The organism is Pseudomonas sp. MDV22-iso1, from assembly GCF_058145095.1.
Window position 1 is genome coordinate 136351 of sequence record NZ_JBYVMF010000010.1, and the last position, 17882, is coordinate 154232.

The 17882-nt window shown below is 59.7% G+C and carries 13 protein-coding genes and 2 pseudogenes; 10 read left to right on the forward strand and 5 right to left on the reverse strand.

Features of this window, described 5'->3' with window-relative positions:
* Positions 1–13: 13 nt before the first annotated feature.
* The 9 genes from tssJ to AC3ZVB_RS13945 all read left to right on the forward strand — a co-directional run bounded on the left by tssJ (position 14) and on the right by AC3ZVB_RS13945 (position 12373).
* The gene (gene tssJ, locus AC3ZVB_RS13905; protein WP_490146825.1) at positions 14–763 is read left to right on the forward strand and encodes a type VI secretion system lipoprotein TssJ; all 750 of its coding nucleotides are present in this window, start codon (positions 14–16) and stop codon (positions 761–763) included.
* Entirely contained in the window at positions 756–2099 is a 1344-nt protein-coding gene (gene tssK, locus AC3ZVB_RS13910) for a type VI secretion system baseplate subunit TssK (protein WP_162439824.1), read from the forward strand. The genes tssJ and tssK overlap by 8 nt, the downstream gene beginning before the upstream one ends.
* The gene (icmH, locus tag AC3ZVB_RS13915) at positions 2096–2809 is read left to right on the forward strand and encodes a type IVB secretion system protein IcmH/DotU (protein ID WP_162439825.1); all 714 of its coding nucleotides are present in this window, start codon (positions 2096–2098) and stop codon (positions 2807–2809) included. The genes tssK and icmH overlap by 4 nt, the downstream gene beginning before the upstream one ends.
* 30 nt (positions 2810–2839) lie before the next feature.
* Positions 2840–6718 (forward strand): type VI secretion protein IcmF/TssM N-terminal domain-containing protein, encoded by a 3879-nt coding sequence (locus AC3ZVB_RS13920; protein ID WP_490146826.1) that lies wholly within the window; start codon positions 2840–2842, stop codon positions 6716–6718.
* Positions 6719–6749: 31 nt separating this feature from the next.
* Entirely contained in the window at positions 6750–7676 is a 927-nt protein-coding gene (gene tagF, locus AC3ZVB_RS13925) for a type VI secretion system-associated protein TagF (protein ID WP_162439827.1), read from the forward strand.
* Positions 7673–10168, forward strand: a complete 2496-nt coding sequence (gene tssM, locus AC3ZVB_RS13930; protein WP_490146827.1) for a type VI secretion system membrane subunit TssM — start codon at positions 7673–7675, stop codon at positions 10166–10168. The genes tagF and tssM overlap by 4 nt, the downstream gene beginning before the upstream one ends.
* Before the next feature lie 163 nt (positions 10169–10331).
* On the forward strand, positions 10332–10850 hold the full coding sequence (locus AC3ZVB_RS13935; RefSeq protein WP_162439829.1) for an Hcp family type VI secretion system effector: 519 nt from the start codon (positions 10332–10334) through the stop codon (positions 10848–10850).
* A gap of 93 nt (positions 10851–10943) precedes the next feature.
* Positions 10944–12041 (forward strand): type VI secretion system protein TssA, encoded by a 1098-nt coding sequence (tssA, locus tag AC3ZVB_RS13940; RefSeq protein ID WP_490146828.1) that lies wholly within the window; start codon positions 10944–10946, stop codon positions 12039–12041.
* 104 nt (positions 12042–12145) lie between these two features.
* Positions 12146–12373: a DUF6555 family protein gene (locus tag AC3ZVB_RS13945; RefSeq protein ID WP_162440571.1), complete on the forward strand. Its 228-nt coding sequence runs from the start codon at positions 12146–12148 to the stop codon at positions 12371–12373.
* Positions 12374–12634: 261 nt separating this feature from the next.
* Here AC3ZVB_RS13945 and AC3ZVB_RS13950 read toward each other — a convergent pair whose 3' ends face one another.
* From AC3ZVB_RS13950 to AC3ZVB_RS13965, 4 genes and pseudogenes are all read right to left on the reverse strand, one after another.
* On the reverse strand, positions 12635–13981 hold the full coding sequence (locus tag AC3ZVB_RS13950; protein WP_162440569.1) for a glutamine synthetase family protein: 1347 nt from the start codon (positions 13979–13981) through the stop codon (positions 12635–12637).
* Between the two features lie 20 nt (positions 13982–14001).
* Positions 14002–14556 carry a helix-turn-helix domain-containing protein gene (locus AC3ZVB_RS13955; protein WP_162440568.1) on the reverse strand — a complete coding sequence of 185 codons (555 nt, stop codon included), beginning with the start codon at positions 14554–14556 and terminating at the stop codon, positions 14002–14004.
* Positions 14557–14583: 27 nt separating this feature from the next.
* Positions 14584–15873 carry an NAD(P)/FAD-dependent oxidoreductase gene (locus AC3ZVB_RS13960; protein ID WP_490146829.1) on the reverse strand — a complete coding sequence of 430 codons (1290 nt, stop codon included), beginning with the start codon at positions 15871–15873 and terminating at the stop codon, positions 14584–14586.
* Between the two features lie 304 nt (positions 15874–16177).
* Positions 16178–17272: pseudogene (locus AC3ZVB_RS13965) on the reverse strand (NAD(P)/FAD-dependent oxidoreductase); the annotation flags it as partial.
* Between AC3ZVB_RS13965 and AC3ZVB_RS13970 the strand changes: the two are divergent.
* Positions 17200–17529 (forward strand): annotated as a pseudogene (locus tag AC3ZVB_RS13970) (RrF2 family transcriptional regulator); the annotation flags it as partial. The pseudogenes AC3ZVB_RS13965 and AC3ZVB_RS13970 overlap by 73 nt on opposite strands.
* Before the next feature lie 3 nt (positions 17530–17532).
* On the opposite strand, the gene AC3ZVB_RS13975 reads toward AC3ZVB_RS13970, so the two are convergent.
* Positions 17533–17868, reverse strand: coding sequence for a hypothetical protein (locus AC3ZVB_RS13975; RefSeq protein ID WP_162440564.1), 336 nt, complete (start codon positions 17866–17868; stop codon positions 17533–17535).
* Positions 17869–17882 lie beyond the last annotated feature (14 nt).

Genomic DNA, 17882 nt, shown 5'->3' on the forward strand with positions numbered 1-17882 from the left:
AAAGGTAACCCTCATGGATAACCAACAAGCAAGGAAGCGCTCTGCGCAACCCGCATTTGCAAAATGCCTGATCGCTGCAGCCATGATGATGGTGCTGACGGCCTGTGGCGTCACCGACCGTGTCGGCAAGCGCGTTGACGACACGTGGGCTGGCGACATGCTGTTCGACGATAACGAAAAGGTCATCCTGACGTCCGACGGCGGCAACCAGCTCAACCCTGACGAAACCGGCAAGCCGCTGTCCGTGGTGATTCGCGTGTACCAGCTCAGTTCCCTGGAGCGCTTTTCGTCCACCGACGCCGATTCCCTGTGGGACGACCCGCAAAAAGCCCTCGGCAATACCTTGATCGAGAACCGCGAAATCACCCTGCTGCCCGGCATGGGTCAAGTCGACCGCTGGCCGTTGAACAAGGCCGCGAGCTATGTCGGCGTCGCCGCGTTTTTCCGCTCGGATGAAGACAGTCGCTGGAAAGTCGCGTTTGACGCCAACTCCCTGCGCAAGGAAGGTATCTGGTTCTCCGCCGATGGCCTGCGGGTGCTGGTGGACAACAACACGGTCACGGCCGTTGCCGGCGTCGACGTCTTGAACAAACCCAAGACCGCCGAACAACTCGCCCAGGCCGCCACTTCGCCGGAAGAAAACACCTTGACCCAACGCCTTCAGGACGCTGCCCTGCAGCAAGCGGAAGACACCGCGACCAGCTCCGCGAAGAAAGCGACCGAATCAAAATTAAACTCTCTATTGGATGGCGTTCATGAGTAAGCAGAGCCGGGTGATGTGGTCGGAGGGCATGTTCCTTTTGCCGCAGCATTTCCAATACCAGGATGAGTTCCACCAGCATCAGTTGGCGGAGTCGACACTGCGCAGCACGCCGTTTCATTGGGGCGTGCAAATGCTCCAGGTTGACGAAGAAGCCCTCGCGACCGGCTCCCTGCAACTCAAGCGACTGAAGCTGGTGTTCCCGGACGGCAGCCTGTTCGACGCGCCGCAGCATGATCCGCTGCCGGCCGCCCGTGACTTGAAAGACCTGCTCAAAGGCAACGACCTGAAGGTCTACGCCGCGCTGAAACTGCCTGAGCCCTTCGGCATGAACTACGTTGAAGACGGCCAGGAACAAAAGAGCGCGCGCCGTTTTCGCAAGCAGTTCGATACCTTGCCGGATTTGAACGAAGGCGACCTGGAAAACGAAATCACCAGCCTGCGCCTGAACGTCGTGATGCTGATCGACGGCGACAACCTGGACGGTTACAGCTACTGCCCGATCGCCCGGCTGTCGCGTAACAACATCGGCGGCTTCAACCTCGATGCGCACTTCGTGCACCCCACGCTGCACGTCGGTACCCATGAAACGCTGATCGGCCTGGGCAAACGCCTGCTCGGCGCCCTGCAATCCAAAAGCAAGGCACTGTCGGGCCGTCGTCGTGAACGGGCGGATCAGATTGCCGAATTTGGCTCCAGCGACGTGACATTGTTCTGGCTGCTGAACACGGTCAACCGCGCTCACCCGAGCCTGGCGCACCTGCTCGCTCACCCTCGCCTGCACCCAGAGCGCCTGTACCTGTTTCTGGCCGAACTGGCCGGTGGATTGCTGACGTTCTCGCTGGACACGCAACTCAATGATATTCCCGAGTACGACCACCACGACCCGGCGGCCTCGCTGGTCAAGCTCGATGAAATGATCCGGGTGCTGCTCGACAACGTCGTGCCCAACCAGTGTGTCGTGATCAACCTGACCCAGACCAAGCCTTCGTACTGGCAGGGCCAATTGCTCGACCCGCGCCTGGCCGAGGCGGATTTCTATATTTCCGTGCACGCCGACATGCCCGGTTCCAGTCTGCTGGAACTGGTGCCGCGCGCGTTCAAGGTGGGTTCGCCGGAAGACATCGAAGTCGTGGTCAACAGTGCCATGCCGGGGGTCACGCTCAATCACTCGACCCGCCTGCCCAATGCGATTCCGGTGCGACTGGACAATCACTATTTCTCCATCGAGCCCCATGGCCGCGTGTACGAACGAATGATGAGTGCCCAGGCCATCTCTTTTTACGCACCCAGCGCCTTTACCAATCTCAAGCTTGAACTGATGGCGGTACTCAAATGACTGAAGCCGTAATGCAAGGCGCCGTGACGGCCGCAACCGAAAAACCGGGTTTGAAAGACCTGGTGCAAGACTTTATCAGCATGGCGCTGATCGTACGCAAGGGCCGGCAAGTGACGTCGGTCACGGCCTTCGAGGCGAGCGTCGACAACTTCTTCTCGAACCTGGAGCGCGAAGCCCGCAGCGCCAACTACAGCGTTGAACAGGTCAAGGACACCCAATACGCCTTGTGTGCGTTCCTCGACGAGAGCGTGTTGCGTTCCGGCGACAACGAACTGCGGCGCCACTTCGAACTGCAGCCGTTGCAGTTCCGTTATTTCGGCGTGCACCTGGCGGGTGAAGGCTTTTTCGAAAAAATCGATTCGCTGCGCAGCGACGTCAAAAAGAACCTCGACGTGCTCGAGGTGTACCACCTGTGCCTGGCGCTGGGTTTCGAAGGCAAATTCAGCCTCGGTCAGAAAGACCAGCTGCGCTACCTGGCCAATACCCTGGGCCAGGACATCGCCCGTTATAAAAAAACGCCCAAAGCGCTTTCACCTGACTGGGCCTTGCCCGATCAGGTCTCGCAGATGCTGCGACACGAAGTACCCGTTTGGCTCTACCTGGCGCTCATTGCGCTGGTCTGCGTGGGTGTTTACCTGACGCTGGACTGGCTGTTGGCCAAGGACGTAGCCGCACTGTCCGAACAAATCAGCCAGCTGTTCAGTGCCTGATCCCAGGTCAGGTAATCGAGTCAGGAAGACATGAAGACATTATTGCGCTTGTTAAAAAGTTTTTGGTTCGTCATCCCGGTGCTGTGGCTGGCGAGCCTGGCCGTGTGCTGGTTCGTGGCACCGCACGTGAGTGGGTTGCGTGGCTATACGCTGGAAGCGATGGCGATCATCAGTGCGTTCTACCTGCTGATCATTGTGCTGCGTCAGTACAAGCGAATCCGCGCTGAACACAACCTTGAGAACCTGGTGCAGATCGAGGTCGATCGCTCGCTCAAGTCCACCGGCGAGTTCCGCGATCAGCAAGTGCTGCGCGAACGCCTCAAGCATGCCATCGCGATGCTGCGCACCGATCGTTCGGCCGGTGGCGGTGGTGCTTCGGCCCTGTCCGATCTGCCGTGGTACCTGGTCATCGGCATGTCCGGTGCCGGCAAGACCTCGCTGCTGACCCGCTCCGGCCTGTCCGCGAGCATCGCCAACAGCGCCAACGACACCCAGAGCGGCACGCAGCATTGCGACTGGTACTTCAGCCCCGAGGCCGTGATGATCGATACGGCCGGTCGGTATCTGCGCGACGACCAGTCCGCCAGCGAGTTCGCCGCCTTCCTGAAGATGCTGAAAAAGCAACGCAGCAAAGCAGCGGTCAACGGTCTGGTGCTGGTAGTGAGCCTGCCGGAATTGCTCGCGGCCAGCGCTGACGAGCGTAACGCGCTGGCGGCACAGCTGGTGTCGCGCATCGAGGAATACACCGATTGCCTGGACGCCAATCCACCGATCTACCTGATGCTGAGCAAGACCGACCAGTTGCCGGGCTTCAGCCAGGCCTTTGAAGGCCTGGACCTGAATGAGCGCCAGCAACCGCTGGGCATGACGTTCGGCTTGTCGGAGATCCGCAACCAGGGCCTTCGCCCGGTGCTGGATGCCAAGCTGGCCAACCTGCACAGCCATATCCGCCGTCACGTCGACGCGCAGATGATTGCGTTGGGCGCGGACGCCAACAGTGCGCTGCTGAACTTCCCGAACTATTTCTCCGAACTGTCTGTGGTGCTGGAGCAATTCCTCCAGCACTTCGCCGACACCCGGCATGCCGGCTCGCCCCTGCTGTTGCGCGGCCTGTATTTCACCAGCGCACTGCAAACCGATCAGCAACTGAGCCAGGTCTATGAAGACGACCTCGCCGAGTCGTTTGCCCTGCAGCCGGAAACCGCCCTGGATAACGACAGCAGCGGCAAGAAGATCAGCGACCGCAGCTACTTCATTACCGATACGTTCCGCCGGGTGATTTTTCCGGACCGCGACCTGACGCTGTACCAGTCACGCTTCGGCCGAAACAAGTCCCTGAGCCCTGTCGTGTTGGGTGTAGCGCTGCTGGCGGGCCTGGCGTTCATCGGCTGGCAAGCCCTGTCGTTCCAGAACAACCGTCAATGGCTGGCCTCGTTGCGCGATCAGTTGAATGAATTGCAGCAATCTCCGGACCGGGCGCAATTGCTTGCCTCGGGCCAAGGGCTGGAATTGCTCCGTGATCAACTTGCCGTCATCGAGAAGCACCGCGCCAAAGGGGTGCCGCTGCAACTGAGTGCAGGTCTTTATCGGGGTGACGACATCTACCTCGTCGCTCAGAACGCTTATTTGCAGCAACTGCGCACCCAGGCACTGGAGCCCGTCACGCTGCAACTTCAATTGCAGATGCGTGCCTTCAACGAGTTCGCAAAAACCATGGACCCGCAGAACAGCTTTGCAACAGCGCCGGCCAAGACGGGCAGGCCGTCCGCCAAAGCGCGGGTCCAGGGCCTGAAACTGCCGACCCGTTTGAGCAGCGTTCCACGCAGCACCGGTGAAGTCACCAGCCGTTTGAGCGGTGCGGCCAAAGGTGCGGCGAACAAAGCGCGCGGCGATGCAATGACCGCGCTGCGCAACCCGGCCACCGCCAGTGACGCGGCCGATCTGTCGGCGACCACGGGCGGGCTGTCGTTGTCCGAGGAAATGCTGGGCCGACTGGACGAACGCCAGGTCGCATCGATCATCGAGTCCTACAACGCCCTCAAGCTGTACCTGATGCTGACCCAACCCGATGCGCACCCGGAACCTGAGTTCGTCGGCGCCGCATTGCCGGCGGCCTGGTCCAACACCGCCAGCGAGCAGAATCCTGTCAGCGCTGACGTCATTCAGGACAACGTGCCGGTCTACGTGCAACTGCTGAAGAATGGTCAGGCCCCGACTTTGCCACGCAACGAGCAACTGATCAGCGAAACCCGTAACAGCTTGAAGTCGTTCATGATCTCCAGCTCCCTGGTGGACCGTGAATACCTGCGCCTGCAACTGGAATCCAGCCGCCAGTTTCCGGCGCTTGGCCTCAGCGACCTGGTGCCCCTGCCAGGGCGTCAACTGCTGTACGGCACCGAAGCCGTGCCGGCGATTTTCACCCGTCAGGGCTGGGAACAGTTCGTGAAACCGGAGCTGATCAAGCTGGTGTCAGGGAACCTGCGCAACGAATCGGATTGGGTACTCGATGGTGAAGGTGGCGACAGCCTGGTGCAAAAAGCCAACTTCATCCGCGAATTCATGACGCGCTACAAGCGTGATTACACCCAAGCCTGGTACACCTTGATCGACAGTGTCGGCGTGCGTCACTTCACCGACATGGCCAACGCGACCCAGCAACTGTCACTGCTCAGCGACGTACAGAACTCGCCGGTGAAAATCCTGCTGACCGCCGTCAACGACAACACCCAGTGGGATGTGCCGGCACCGCGGGAAACACAACAAACCGGGATCAAGCGCGATGACGGTTTCTGGGGCAAGGTCACGGGTATTTTCGACGGCCCGGACGCTTCGCCAAATGCGCTGATCTCGCCGCTGCCAGCGGTGGATGACGGCAGCCTGGCCAAGCGTTTCGAGCCGGTGTCCCGGGTCTTCGCCGTGCAGAACGCCGAGGGCGCGGACAGCACCATCATGGATCGCTACCTCGCGGCGCTGCGCAAACTCAAGGTGCGGATGAACAACATTCAGCGTTCGCAGGACGTCGGTAAAAGCAGCAAGCAATTGATCAGCGAGACGCTGGAAGGTCAGCCGAGCGAAGTCACCAGCGTGCGCAACTATGTCGAGACCACCGTCGACACCAGCCAGGGCGGCTTGTCGTCCTCGCTGCAAAGCCTGTTCAGTCTGCCGATCCAGTTTACCTGGGAAACCCTGCGCGACCCGGCCGGCGAGCAGATCGCCAAAGCCTGGGCGCAGCAGATCGCCAAGCCCTGGGAACAGGTTATGGCACACCGTTTCCCGATTGCAGCCGGCAGCCGCAATGAAGCCTCGGTCAAGGATCTGCAGCGTTTCGTCGACCCGGAGTCCGGCTTGCTGCCGAACTTCAAGCGCAACGAAATCGGCAACCTCTCCGGGGGTGAAGGCCTGGGCATGAGCAGTGCGAGCAAATCGACGCCACTGGTCAATCCGAACATGGTCAACAGCATCGACAAAGCCAGCTCCCTGGGTCAGGTGATCGCCAGCTTGTCGGACCGTGAAAACGGCTTCGAGATCATGCTGGAACCGTCGGCTTACTTCACCGACATCATCTTTACCCTCGATGGTCAGGTGCAGCATTACCGCAACGGCAAGACCAGCTGGAGTCGTTTCTCGTGGCCGGGCACCACCACCGCACCCGGCGCCCGCATGGACGTGGTCACGCTGACCGGCGAACGCATCACCGTGTTCGATTATCCTGGCCGCTGGGGTCTGTTGCGCATGAACGACAGTGCCCGCGTCAGTGACCTGGACGGTATCCAGCAGCGGTTCAGCTGGAACACCGCCAGCGGTCAGGTCAGCCTCGCCGTACGTAACTACGGCGGGGTCAAGCTGACCGACCTGGCCAACGTCAAAGCGCTGAGTTCACTCAATGCTTCCGGCGGGCGGGTCCAGTGAGCATGCTCGCCTTGAATCAGGGACGCGGCCAATGATTGGCTGCTTCGGCAAGGTGCCCGCGAGCCCGGACTTCGTCAGCCTGCACGGCGCATCTGACGACGTCTGCGAGTTCGATGCGTGGCTGCAAGGTGCCTTGGCGTCCCTGCAGCGTCACGAGGATTGGCGAGCGCTGTTCGACGGTTTGCCGCTGTGTTTTTTCTGCTACCGCGCACGCAGTGGCAACTGGTTGCTGGGCGGGTTGATCAGTTCCAGGGACTCCAGCCAGCGGCGCTATCCGTTTTTCATTTTCCAGACGGTAAAAGCCAGCGATGCCGAGCCGTTCGTCAATCCCTTCACCCTGGGCGAACTGTTCAGCGGGCAGATCAAGCCGTTGCTGCACATGGCCGCCCAAGGGGAAAGCACCTCGGTCCTGTTCGAACGCATCAAGGCCTTGCGCCCGTTGCAACTCCAGGACTTCGAATTGTTCCGGCGCGTGCACGCAAAATTCCTCGTGAACTTCAACCTTCGCGACATCGCAACCGCGCTTGAAAGCTCGTACCCGGAGTTCGTCACCAATGCCGTGCTCACTCGTTTGCAAGCCTTGAAACGACCTCTGCAACACGGCTCACCAATCGGCATGGCCCTGCCGTTGCCGGCGGAAAGAGGTTTGAAAAATCCCACGGCGGATTTGTGGGTGACCTGGCTGACGCGCATGACACCCGGCAACGCGGTGCCGCAGATCAGCCTGCTGGCCGACGACTTCATGCGCCCAAGACTCATCTGCTTTGCATCACGTACGACCAGCGACGCCTATCGCGTGCTGACTGGTATCGGTGAGCGCTCGCAAAGCTACGACGTACTGGCGTCTTTCGACGCGTTTGACGAGCACCACCCGGTACACGCTTTTCCCGAAATCGACCGCCCCCTTGATGACGTCATCGACCGTTTTGTCGATGCCCTGGATTCGAAGTCTGTATGAACAAGATCAAGTATTACTTCTTGCGTTATCAACCCTACATTCTGGGGGTCGCCTTTTTCCTCACGATCTTTGTGGTGTGGGGCATCGGCCGGGCCTTTGACTTCAGCTCGCTGAACAGCCTGCTGACGGGCATCGGTGTGTTCCTGGCGCTTTCTTCGGGCTACGTGCTGTTGATGTATCGCGGGGTGTCCCGACACCACAACCTCGAAGGCCTGCTGCGCGATGACGCCGACCAGGCTGTGCTCAACGCCAGCCCGGCGGACCGCGAGGAAGTCAGCCTGCTGCGCGAGCGTCTGCTGCAAAGCATCGAGCGTCTGCACAGCAACAAGCCGCGTGGCAGCAATCCCAAGGATGCGTTGTACGCCCTGCCCTGGTACCTGGTGATCGGCCAGCCGGCTGCTGGCAAAAGTACGATGCTCTATCAGTCGGGCCTGAACTTCCCTTATGCAGAACGCGAAGGCGCTCGCGTGGGCGGGTTGGGTGGGACACGCAATTGCGACTGGTTTTTCAGTTCCGAAGCCGTCCTGCTGGACACCGCCGGGCGCTACATGAACAACCAGGAAGAAGCCGGTAAATGGCGGGCATTCCTCCAGCTGCTGCGCCAACACCGCCAACGTCGCCCGCTCAATGGCCTGATCGTCACCGTCAGCATCCACGACATCCTGCAAGCGTCCCTTGACGATCAGGAACGCATTGCCAAACGCCTGCGAGAACGCATTCAGGAGACCCATGCGCTGCTGGAAGTGCGGCTGCCGGTGTACCTGGTGTTCACCAAGTGCGACCTGGTACCGGGTTTTGCCCCCTTCTACCGCCAACTGGATGACGTCGCCCGTGGCGAAGTCATGGGCAAGACGTTTGCCCATAAAGGTTATGAGCAGGCCGATTGGGGCCAGCAATTCGGCGTGGCCATGGATGAGCTGGTTGCCTATTGGCAGCAGGTGGCGAGCCAGCAATTGGTGACGCAGGACATCCAGATCACCCGTCAGGATTCTGCGGTCTATCGCTTCCCGCTGGAGCTGGCAGCACTGAAGCCAAGGCTGCAGTTGTTTGTCGACGCCTTGTTGCGCGCCAATCCTTATCAAAAAGCAGAACTGCTGCGCGGCTTCTATTTCACCAGTGCATTGGACGCCGACCAGCCTGAACTGGGTGGGCATGCACGCCAGGTCACCGAGCGCTTCTCGCTGGAAAGTGATCTGGAGACTGTCAGCGGCGATGCGCAACCGCGACCGCTGTTCATCAACAGTCTGTTCAGAAAAGTCATCATCCCCGATCAGCATCTGGTGGCGCTGTACACCACCAACCACCGCGAACGTCGGCGCAAGGCAGCGTGGATTGGTGGCGCCGGTCTGGTCGCGACGTTGCTGTGCGGCCTGTTGGGCTGGTCCTATGTGAACAACCGCAACACCGTGCAGAGCATCTCCACGGAGCTGGCCCAGGCGGCGTCTGCCGACGCCGCGACAACCGGGCAATACACCGAGTGGCAAACCCTGGATCGCATGCGTTTCTGGACCGCTCATTACTACGCGCAACACCACAGCGAAGGCGTGCCACTGCGCATGCGCCTGGGTCTGTACCAGGGTTACAAAGTCGAGCCACTGGTGCGCAGTCAGTATTTCGATCGCCTGGAAAGCGTGATGCTCAAGCCCACGGCCGACAACCTGACCCGCTCGCTGTACCTGCTGACCACCCTGAAGGTGTACCAGCGCAACACCAATCAACTGCTGCCCGTGACCGGCATCGACAGCGTAGAGCCCAAGGCCCTGCCTGACGACAACCGGGCGCAATCCATCGCGGCTTTCGGCAAGACCACGCTGGACACCTACGTCATGCTCTCCCGGGCCCAGCGCGAGAAGGCTGACCCGGCGTTCCTGAAGGCGAAAATCCCGGACTATTGGTACCCGGCGATCGCCCGCCAGACCGGCAAGACCATCGGTGCTTCCAACGGCACTGAAAGCGCCACTCAGGATTACGAATTTGCCAGTCGGCAGATCAATTTCTACAGCGATCAGATCCACGAAGAAGACGTGCCGCGGATTCTCGATAACGCCTTCCTGACGTCCAGCTCGCGCAACTACATCAACAGCCTGCTGACCCAGTCGTTGCGTTCCATTGAAACCATCACGCTTGAGTCGGACACGCTGTTCGCCTTTGGCCGTGCCGACTTCCAAAGCCTGAAAACCGCCGGCCAGAGCCAGCTGAGCGCCATCGCTGGCAAGCTGTTGAGCACGCCGGACATTGGCAAGATCATCATCGCCGGCCACGCCGATCAACTGGGGGACCCGCAAATCAACCAGCAGGTTTCCAAACAACGCGCGCAAACCATCAAGACGTACCTGGTGGGCAAAGGCGTTCCCGGTGAGTTGGTCGAAGCGGTCGGTGAAGGCAGCACCAAGCCCTTGGTCAAGTGCGATATGCAGCAATCAAGAGCCCAACTTATCGAGTGCCTGGAACCTAACCGGCGCGTGGAAATCGAAGTGCGGGCAGTCAACTGACACTGCCCCGCTTGCTGAAGAAAAACCGCTGCCCGGGCTGTCTCGATCTGAGGCCCGGTCAACGGCAAGACACCTCTCTTGATTGTTTTCAAAGAGGTTAAAACGAAGGGTTGTGCACTGCTCGCAGGCACACCGTTTAAATGTAGGTAAGGAGAAATTAGAAATGGCATTTGACGCATACATCCAGATCGACGGCATTCCTGGCGAAGTACTGGACGACAAGCACAAGGACTGGATCGAAGTGCTGGGCTACGAGTTCGGCGCCACCCAGGCTACCTCTGCGACAGCAAGTTCTTCGGGCGGTGCTTCTTCGGAACGCGTTGTCCTGAGCAACTTCACCATTCGCAAAGCGGCCGACAAAGCGACTGCCAAGCTGTTCGAAGCATGCTGCAAAGGCACTCACATCGCCAAGATCCAGCTGAACGTGAACCGCGCCGGTGGCGACAAGGTCACCTACCTGACCTACAACCTGGAAGAAGTGGTCGTGGCTTCGGTCAACACCGTTGCCGGCGGTAGCCAGGGCGGTAAGGACGAAGCGGAAAGCGATCTGCCGATTGAAGAAATCAGCTTCAACTTCGCGCGCATCAAAACCACCTACACCCAACAGAGCCGTGCCGATGGCCAGGGCGGCGGCAACGTCACCGGTGGCTGGGATCGCACAGCCAACAAGGTTTTCGCTTAAGTCTGCAGTAATGGCGGGCCGCGCACGCGGCCCGCGTTTAGCACCGTGCCCGTTCCTGGGCGCGGTGTTCTTTTATTTTGATCAGAGTTCCCTATGTCTGAATTTCTCAACGACCTTTCGCTGGCCGAACTGACAGCGCCCATCAATGAGGGGAGCGGTGAAGACTTGAGCTTTTCCACCTTGTTCGATCAGGTGAAAGAAGCGCGTCGAGCAGACCCCGACTACCTCACCCAGGGCGATTGGCAAACCGACCTCAAATCTTCGGATTGGGATCTGACCATCGCCCTGGCTGCACAAGGCCTGGCTCGACAGAGCAAAGACCTGATGCTCGTTGCCTGGCTCAGCGAGGGCCTGGCGCACAAATACCACTTCGTGGGTATCACCTTCGGCCTGACCCTGGCCGAACGCATTCTTGAAGCTTTCTGGGCGGACTTGTACCCGTCCCTTGAAGACGGTGTCGATGAACGCGCCGCTCGCCTGGCGTGGATGAAAACGTCCCTGGCCGATGTCGTTGGCGGATTGCCCATCACCCAGGGCCAGCTGTTCGGCTTGCTTCGGTATGACGAATCCAGGCATGTCGAGAACCTGGCACTGCAAAACCCCCAGGCCATGCGTGCCGCCATTGATGAAGGCAAAATCAACGCCGAAGTCTTCCAGCGCTCGGTGGTGCTCACCGATTCGGATCATCTGCGCCTGAAGGCCGGCGAGATTGGCGCCAGCCTGAAGGCTTGCCAACAGTTGCAGATCACCGCTGATCGACTGTTCGGTGCCGACGCGCCGAGCTTTGCCTCGCTGTCTGACGTTCTGTCCCGCGCAGGCCAACTGGCCGAGAAGCTGCTCAAGGACCGGGGGATCGAACTGCATCCCGCCCCAGTCGCTCCCGCTCAGGCCCTCGCGCAAAGCGCTGCCGACCAACCTGCAGGTGTTGCAATGACCCAGATTCAACACGACGTCTCGACCGCCCCGCTACGCACCACGCCGCTGACCCGTGACGAAGCGTTCACCCAGCTCGCGGGCATTGCCCAGTTCTTCAAACAAACCGAACCGCAAAGCCCTGTCCCCTACCTGATCGAACGCGCGATCAAATGGGGCAACATGCCGCTGGAAGGTTGGTTGAATGACGTGATCAAGGACAGCAACGTGGTGGACAGCATCCGCGATGTGCTCGGGACCAAGGAATCGAAGGGCTGACCTGTACTGGAGCAAGCCTCGCGGTAATCCATGGGGCGCATCCGAAAAGAAAGGGAACTGGCGATAGGCCAGCAAGGTCGTAGTGGCTTCGCCTGGAGAATCGGATGCGCGCCCTGCATTTTCAAATCACTTACCGCTTGAACGACGCCCGACAGGTGTTCGTCCAGCCCGACTCATACATGACCGATGCCGATGCCTGGTATTACGCCTGCCTGCACGCCGGTGTGGGCCTTGTGTACGGGGACGATGATGCGCAGGAGGATTTTGCGGCGCTGCGCCTGCACGCAGAAAAGTCCGGGGTAACCCAGGTCAAATGGGAAGCATTGCCGTGAGTGACTTGCTCGATATTCAAGGTTTCTTCCCGAGCATCTTGTGGGAGTGCATCCACGAGAAAAGCGGTGGGGCCAAATTCCAGGCAAAAAAAATCCCAGGCAGCTGATGGACGCCTGGGACTTAAAAATGCATAAACCGTGGTGGTGAACGCGGGGCGAATATTACTGAATATTTCGTCGTGTAACAATATGTTTTGATTAACCATAAAGTTACTAAGGTTTATAAGTCCTTATATATCCACACATTTTTTAAGGATGCCACTACATGAACCAACGGTATTCCCGCGCGCTGATTTCCTCCATGAACGCCAAATGATCCTGGCGTTTGTTCTCGCAATACACGTCCACAAATTCCGCGCCCAACCCCTCGCGAACGGGCGCATAACCTTGCATGGCTTGCACCGCTTCGAGCATTTGGGTCGGGAAACCAATGCCGCTATTGCGATCTTCGTTCAGTGGTGTGATCGGTTCCTGGCCGGCTTCCAGCCCTTGCTCCAAGCCGACCAAAATGGCTGCCAACACCAGATAAGGGTTGGCATCGGCTCCCGACAAACGGTGCTCAATGCGCAGGTTTTTCAGGTCTGAATCAGGCACCCGCAAACAGGCATCCCGATCTTCAAAACCCCAGCTGGCTCGAGTGGCGGTGTTGACCGTGCCGCTCAAACGACGCATGGCGTTGTGATTTGGCGCGAAGATCGGCATGCAGTGAGGCAACACCTCAAGACAGCCGGCAACAGCATGCCGCAGGGGTTGCTGATCATTGGCCGCCAGCAGGTTGTTCCCGGCTTCGTCGTAAAGACTCACGTGCACATGCATGCCGCTGCCGGGGTGCTGCACATAGGGCTTGGCCATGAAACTGGCGCGGTAATGGTGCTTGAGGGCCACGCCTCGGCTGCTTCGGCAGAACAACGCCGCCCAGTCCGCCGCACGCAGGCCATCGTCAAGGTGACCGAAGTTGATCTCGAATTGCCCCGGCCCCAACTCCGCCGTGATCACCGTGGTCTCGATGCCTTGCTCTCGCGCCGTCTCGACCATGTCGTCCAGTACCGTTGAAAAGCGCGACAGCCGTTCGATGTGCATGTTCGGCTGATCATCGGCATCGTCGGTCAGCGGATCACGGGGGAACTGCGGCAGGCCGTCACGCAGTTGACGGTCGAACAGATAGAACTCCAGCTCGAACGCGACCACCGGAAAGATCCCTTTGCGGTTCAGCCGTTGCAGCACCTGCGCCAGGACTTCACGGGGTTCGAACTCGATCGGATTGGCAGTGCCGTCCGAGGTAATCAGCATCTGCCCCAGCGGTTGCTTTTCCCAACTCACCAGTTTCAGTGTTCCAGGCACCAGTCGACGCGCGGCGTCCGGGTCACCGTCGTTGAAGCAGTAATCGCCGATTTTGAACAGCCCACCCTGAGTGCCCAGCAGCACGCAGTTCTGCGGCAGTTTCAACACGCTGCCGGCGGCTACTTTTTCGAGCATCTCGATCGGGTAGCGCTTGCCGTAAAAATGCCCGGGGATGTCCAGGGCGATCAGGTCAACGTATCGCACATCCGGAAAGCGCTGGCGAAACGCACGCACTTCAGCAACCAGATCAGAGCAGACAGCATCCATCGTAATGTTCCTTGTTGTTATCAGGTGTAAACCCAGAGCACGCGGGTAAGTTGGTCGGTGAGATTGCCGTAACGACAGTGGGTATGACTGGCCAGCTGGAAGCTGTCACCGGTGCGCAACGTGACCGGTTGATCGTCATCCAGCCACAGCGTCAGCTCGCCTTCGAGGACATAACCGCCCTGCTCCGAGCTGTCGTTCATGTGCCGGTCACCACTGCTGGCACCCGCCTCGAGCCGGCTTTCGAGCATCGAGAAGGACGCCCGCATTTTCGGCGAGACGAGGATGTCGGTGATGCCGTCTGCGTAGTACAACGTGCGGCGTTCGTCCGGGCGGGTCACCCACGGCAGGGCCATGGGTTTGGGCAGGCTGTAGAAATAGGTGGTCGGCACGCCGAGGGTTTCGCTGATGGCGGTCAAGTCGGCCACCGTGGGCCGGGACAAGCCGCGCTCGACCTGAGAAAGGAAGCCGACCGAACGGCCGATTTTGTCCGCCAGCTCCTTGAGCGTGTACTTTTTGTGTTTGCGCAGGTCCTGGATCAGGATCGCCAGCGCCGATATTTCTTCTTGCATGTCCATCTAGATAGCTTCCAGAAATAGTGCGGTTCAGAGGCTGTCGCGCAGGCGATACCAGGCTTTGCCAATGGCTTCCAGAGGAGCGGCCATGTACTTGCCGCCGGGGAAGCGGTCGTTGACCAGCCCCTGATACAACGCGAGTTCATCCGGCTGACCGAGGATCGCATCAGACACCGCGCGAGCCCCGGCCAGGGTCGGGAGTACGCCGTGCCCGGAGTAACCTTGCATCCAGTACAGATCGCCGCGTCGACCGATGTCCGGCGTGCGCTTGAGGGTGAGGTCGATGTGCCCGCCCCAGGCGAATTCCAGACCGACACCCTGGAGTTGAGGAAACACGCGTTCCAGATACGGCCGGGTCGCAGCGGCGATGTCCTTGGGCATACCGCCAAGGTAGGTGCAGCCACCGCCGAACAGCAGCCGGTTATCCGGCGTACGGCGGAAATAATCGAGCACGAACTGGTTGTCGGTCACGCACACATTGCGCGGCAGCAGCGTGATGGCCAGCTCTTCCGAGAGCGGTTCAGTGGCCACCTGATAGGTACCGACTGGCAGCACACAACTCGACAGCTGGGGATCCAGTTGATCGAGGTAGGCATTGCACGCCAGCACCAGCACATCCGCGCGAATGCACCCGCGCTCGGTGTCGACGGAATAGCGTCCGTTTTCTTCGCGATAGCTCGTCGCTTTGCTGAGTTCGTGAATGCGTCCACCGGCGCGTTCAATGGCAGCCGCCAGGCCGAGGGCGAGTTTCAGTGGATTGAGGTGCCCGCCTTCCGGATCGAACAGCCCGGCCTGATAGCGATCACTGGCCACCCATTGCGGCAACTGCTCCTTGGCAATGAACTGCAATCCATCGTGGCCCCACTTGTGGCTGGCCTCGTGTTGCCACTCCGTCAGCAGACTGACTCGTCGCGGCATCACTGATGTCCAGAGGTGGCCGGGACGATAATCACAATCGAAATAATGGCGACCCGGCAAGTCACGCAATTCCCGAGCAGCCCAGCGCATACCGTCCCACAAGCGCCGCGCGCGTTCGAGACCCAGCGCGGCTTCCAGGGGCGGCATGTCACAGGACCACCCGAGAATCGCCTGCCCGCCATTGCGTCCAGACGCCGCCCAGGCGACCCGACTGGCTTCCAGCACCGTCACCCGCTTACCGGCCAACGCCAGGCGCAACGCCGTGTGCAGACCGCTGAAGCCAGCGCCGATGATCAGTACTTCGGTGTCGTGCTCGCCTTCCAGAGGGGTGCGATCAATCAGGCGATCAGCGCAGGTGTGGGCGTAGTAGCTGTCGACGTGCTGATCGGATTGCTGAAACATGCGGGCCTCATGAAATTTTATTATTCAAATTTCATGAAAAAATACACGGGATATTTCATAACGGCAAGGTGATGTTGATTATTTTGAACGCTAAATACCTCCGATAGAGGAAATGCAGTTTACTTAAGCGCAACATTGTTTCCTGTGGCGAGGGAGCTTGCTCCCGTTGGCCGCGAAGCGGCCCTCTGAAACAAGGACTGCTGCGCAGCCCAGCGGGAGCAAGCTCCCTCGCCACGGGATTTCATTCGCTTCGAAAATTCTTAGTGAACAGCATTAGAGGGGGCGACATCTCTCAGGCAAAGCCTCAAGCAATCGGAATCAACGGATCCGCCGCCGCCCAAGCGCTTTCACGATTTGCCGCCGGCGGGTAGATCCACTGGGTGTTGATCTGGGTTTTCAGCGCCTTGCCTTCCTGCCTGACCAACTTCACCTGGCGATCCCAGCCCTCGGTGTACACCGCGCCCCAGGCACCCAGGTCCAGGCAGGTCACGTACTTGGGTTGGCGGTAAGGGGTCGGATCAACGCCGAGGATCTGCGCGGCCACGTTGTTACCGGCATGACGGCCCAACACGATCGCGTGCTGGCAGGTCATCATCGCGTGATTGCCGATGTCATCGGAGGCGGCATAGGCCACGTCACCGGTGGCGAAGATGTCGTCCTGGCCAATGACTTTCAAATGGCTGTCCACATGCAGACGACCCAGCGCGTCGCGCTCACCGGGCACTTGTTCGGTCAGTGAGCTGGCGCGCACGCCGGTGGTCCAGATCACGGTTTTAGCGTCGATTCGCTGGCCGTCGGCCAAGGTCACGCCGTTTTCATCGACAGACACCACCGACGACTTCAAGCGCCATTCAACGCCCACTTCAGCGCTGGCCTCAGCGATCGAAACACTGATCTCGGCCCCCATCGACGCGCCGATTTTTTCACCACGATCAACGATGATCACGTCGACGTCCGCAGCGTCGCCGAGGATGGCACGCAGTCGAGCGGGCATTTCGGTTGCGGTTTCAATACCGGTAAAACCACCACCGGCGACCACGACGGTATTGCGAGCTTTGCTCTGCGGCAGTTGCTTCAAGGATTTGAGATGGTTTTCCAGGCGGACGGCTTCTTCGATCTGGTCGACATCAAACGCATGCTCGACCGCACCCGCCGTGTTTGGCACGGCGAGACGGCTGCCAGTGGCCAGAACGAGTTTGTCGTAGCTGCATACCTGCTGGGTGCCTGAATCATCGCGGTAACCCACCTGTTTGCTCTGCACATCGATTGTCTCGGCAGCGCCCTTGATGAACTTGACGCCAACCGCATCGAACAGCTCGCCAAGCGGCGCGGCCAGTTGATGTGCATTCGATTCGTAGAATCGCGGACGCACGCGCAGCTCGGCCTGCGGGGCCAGGACGTTGTGCCCTGTTCGAAGGGACTGCGCCCGAGTGGGCCCTTGATGGTCCCTGCTCGGTTCACGGCGCGATGATGAATGCGCAAAAACGCATGGAAGAGGCGTTGTCTCAGCAGACTATTCTTGATCTCGCCAGAAAGGTCGGACGCAAGGCTCCAGCGGAATTTGGTGAGCAGGTGGACCACTGGATGAATGAACGTCGCGAGAAAAAAAGCAACGTGAACCCGCAAGCCATCCCGGTGAACGACATCACTGACTAAGCCTCAGAGACAATCGCGCACCGCCTGGCGCAGTGCTCCCGATTTTGCCCACGGTGGCCCCTGGTACAACGAAACCCGGCTGCCGTCCTTCGACTTCACGATGTCCAGAATCTCGTCAGCCGTAATGATGCCCGGCGCATTGATTCTGTAGCCATTGGAAATCGAAGTCTGTTTGGTGTTCGAGACTTCTTTCTGCCACAACGGCAGCACGCACGCCGCGTATTCCTTGGGCGGCTTCTCACTGTACTTGCTGACATTCGGCTCCCCTGGCACCACGGAAGCAGGCAACGAGCAACCCGCCAGCGACACCAGCATGACTCCCGCAATAAGCATCCGCATGACACTTCCTTTTC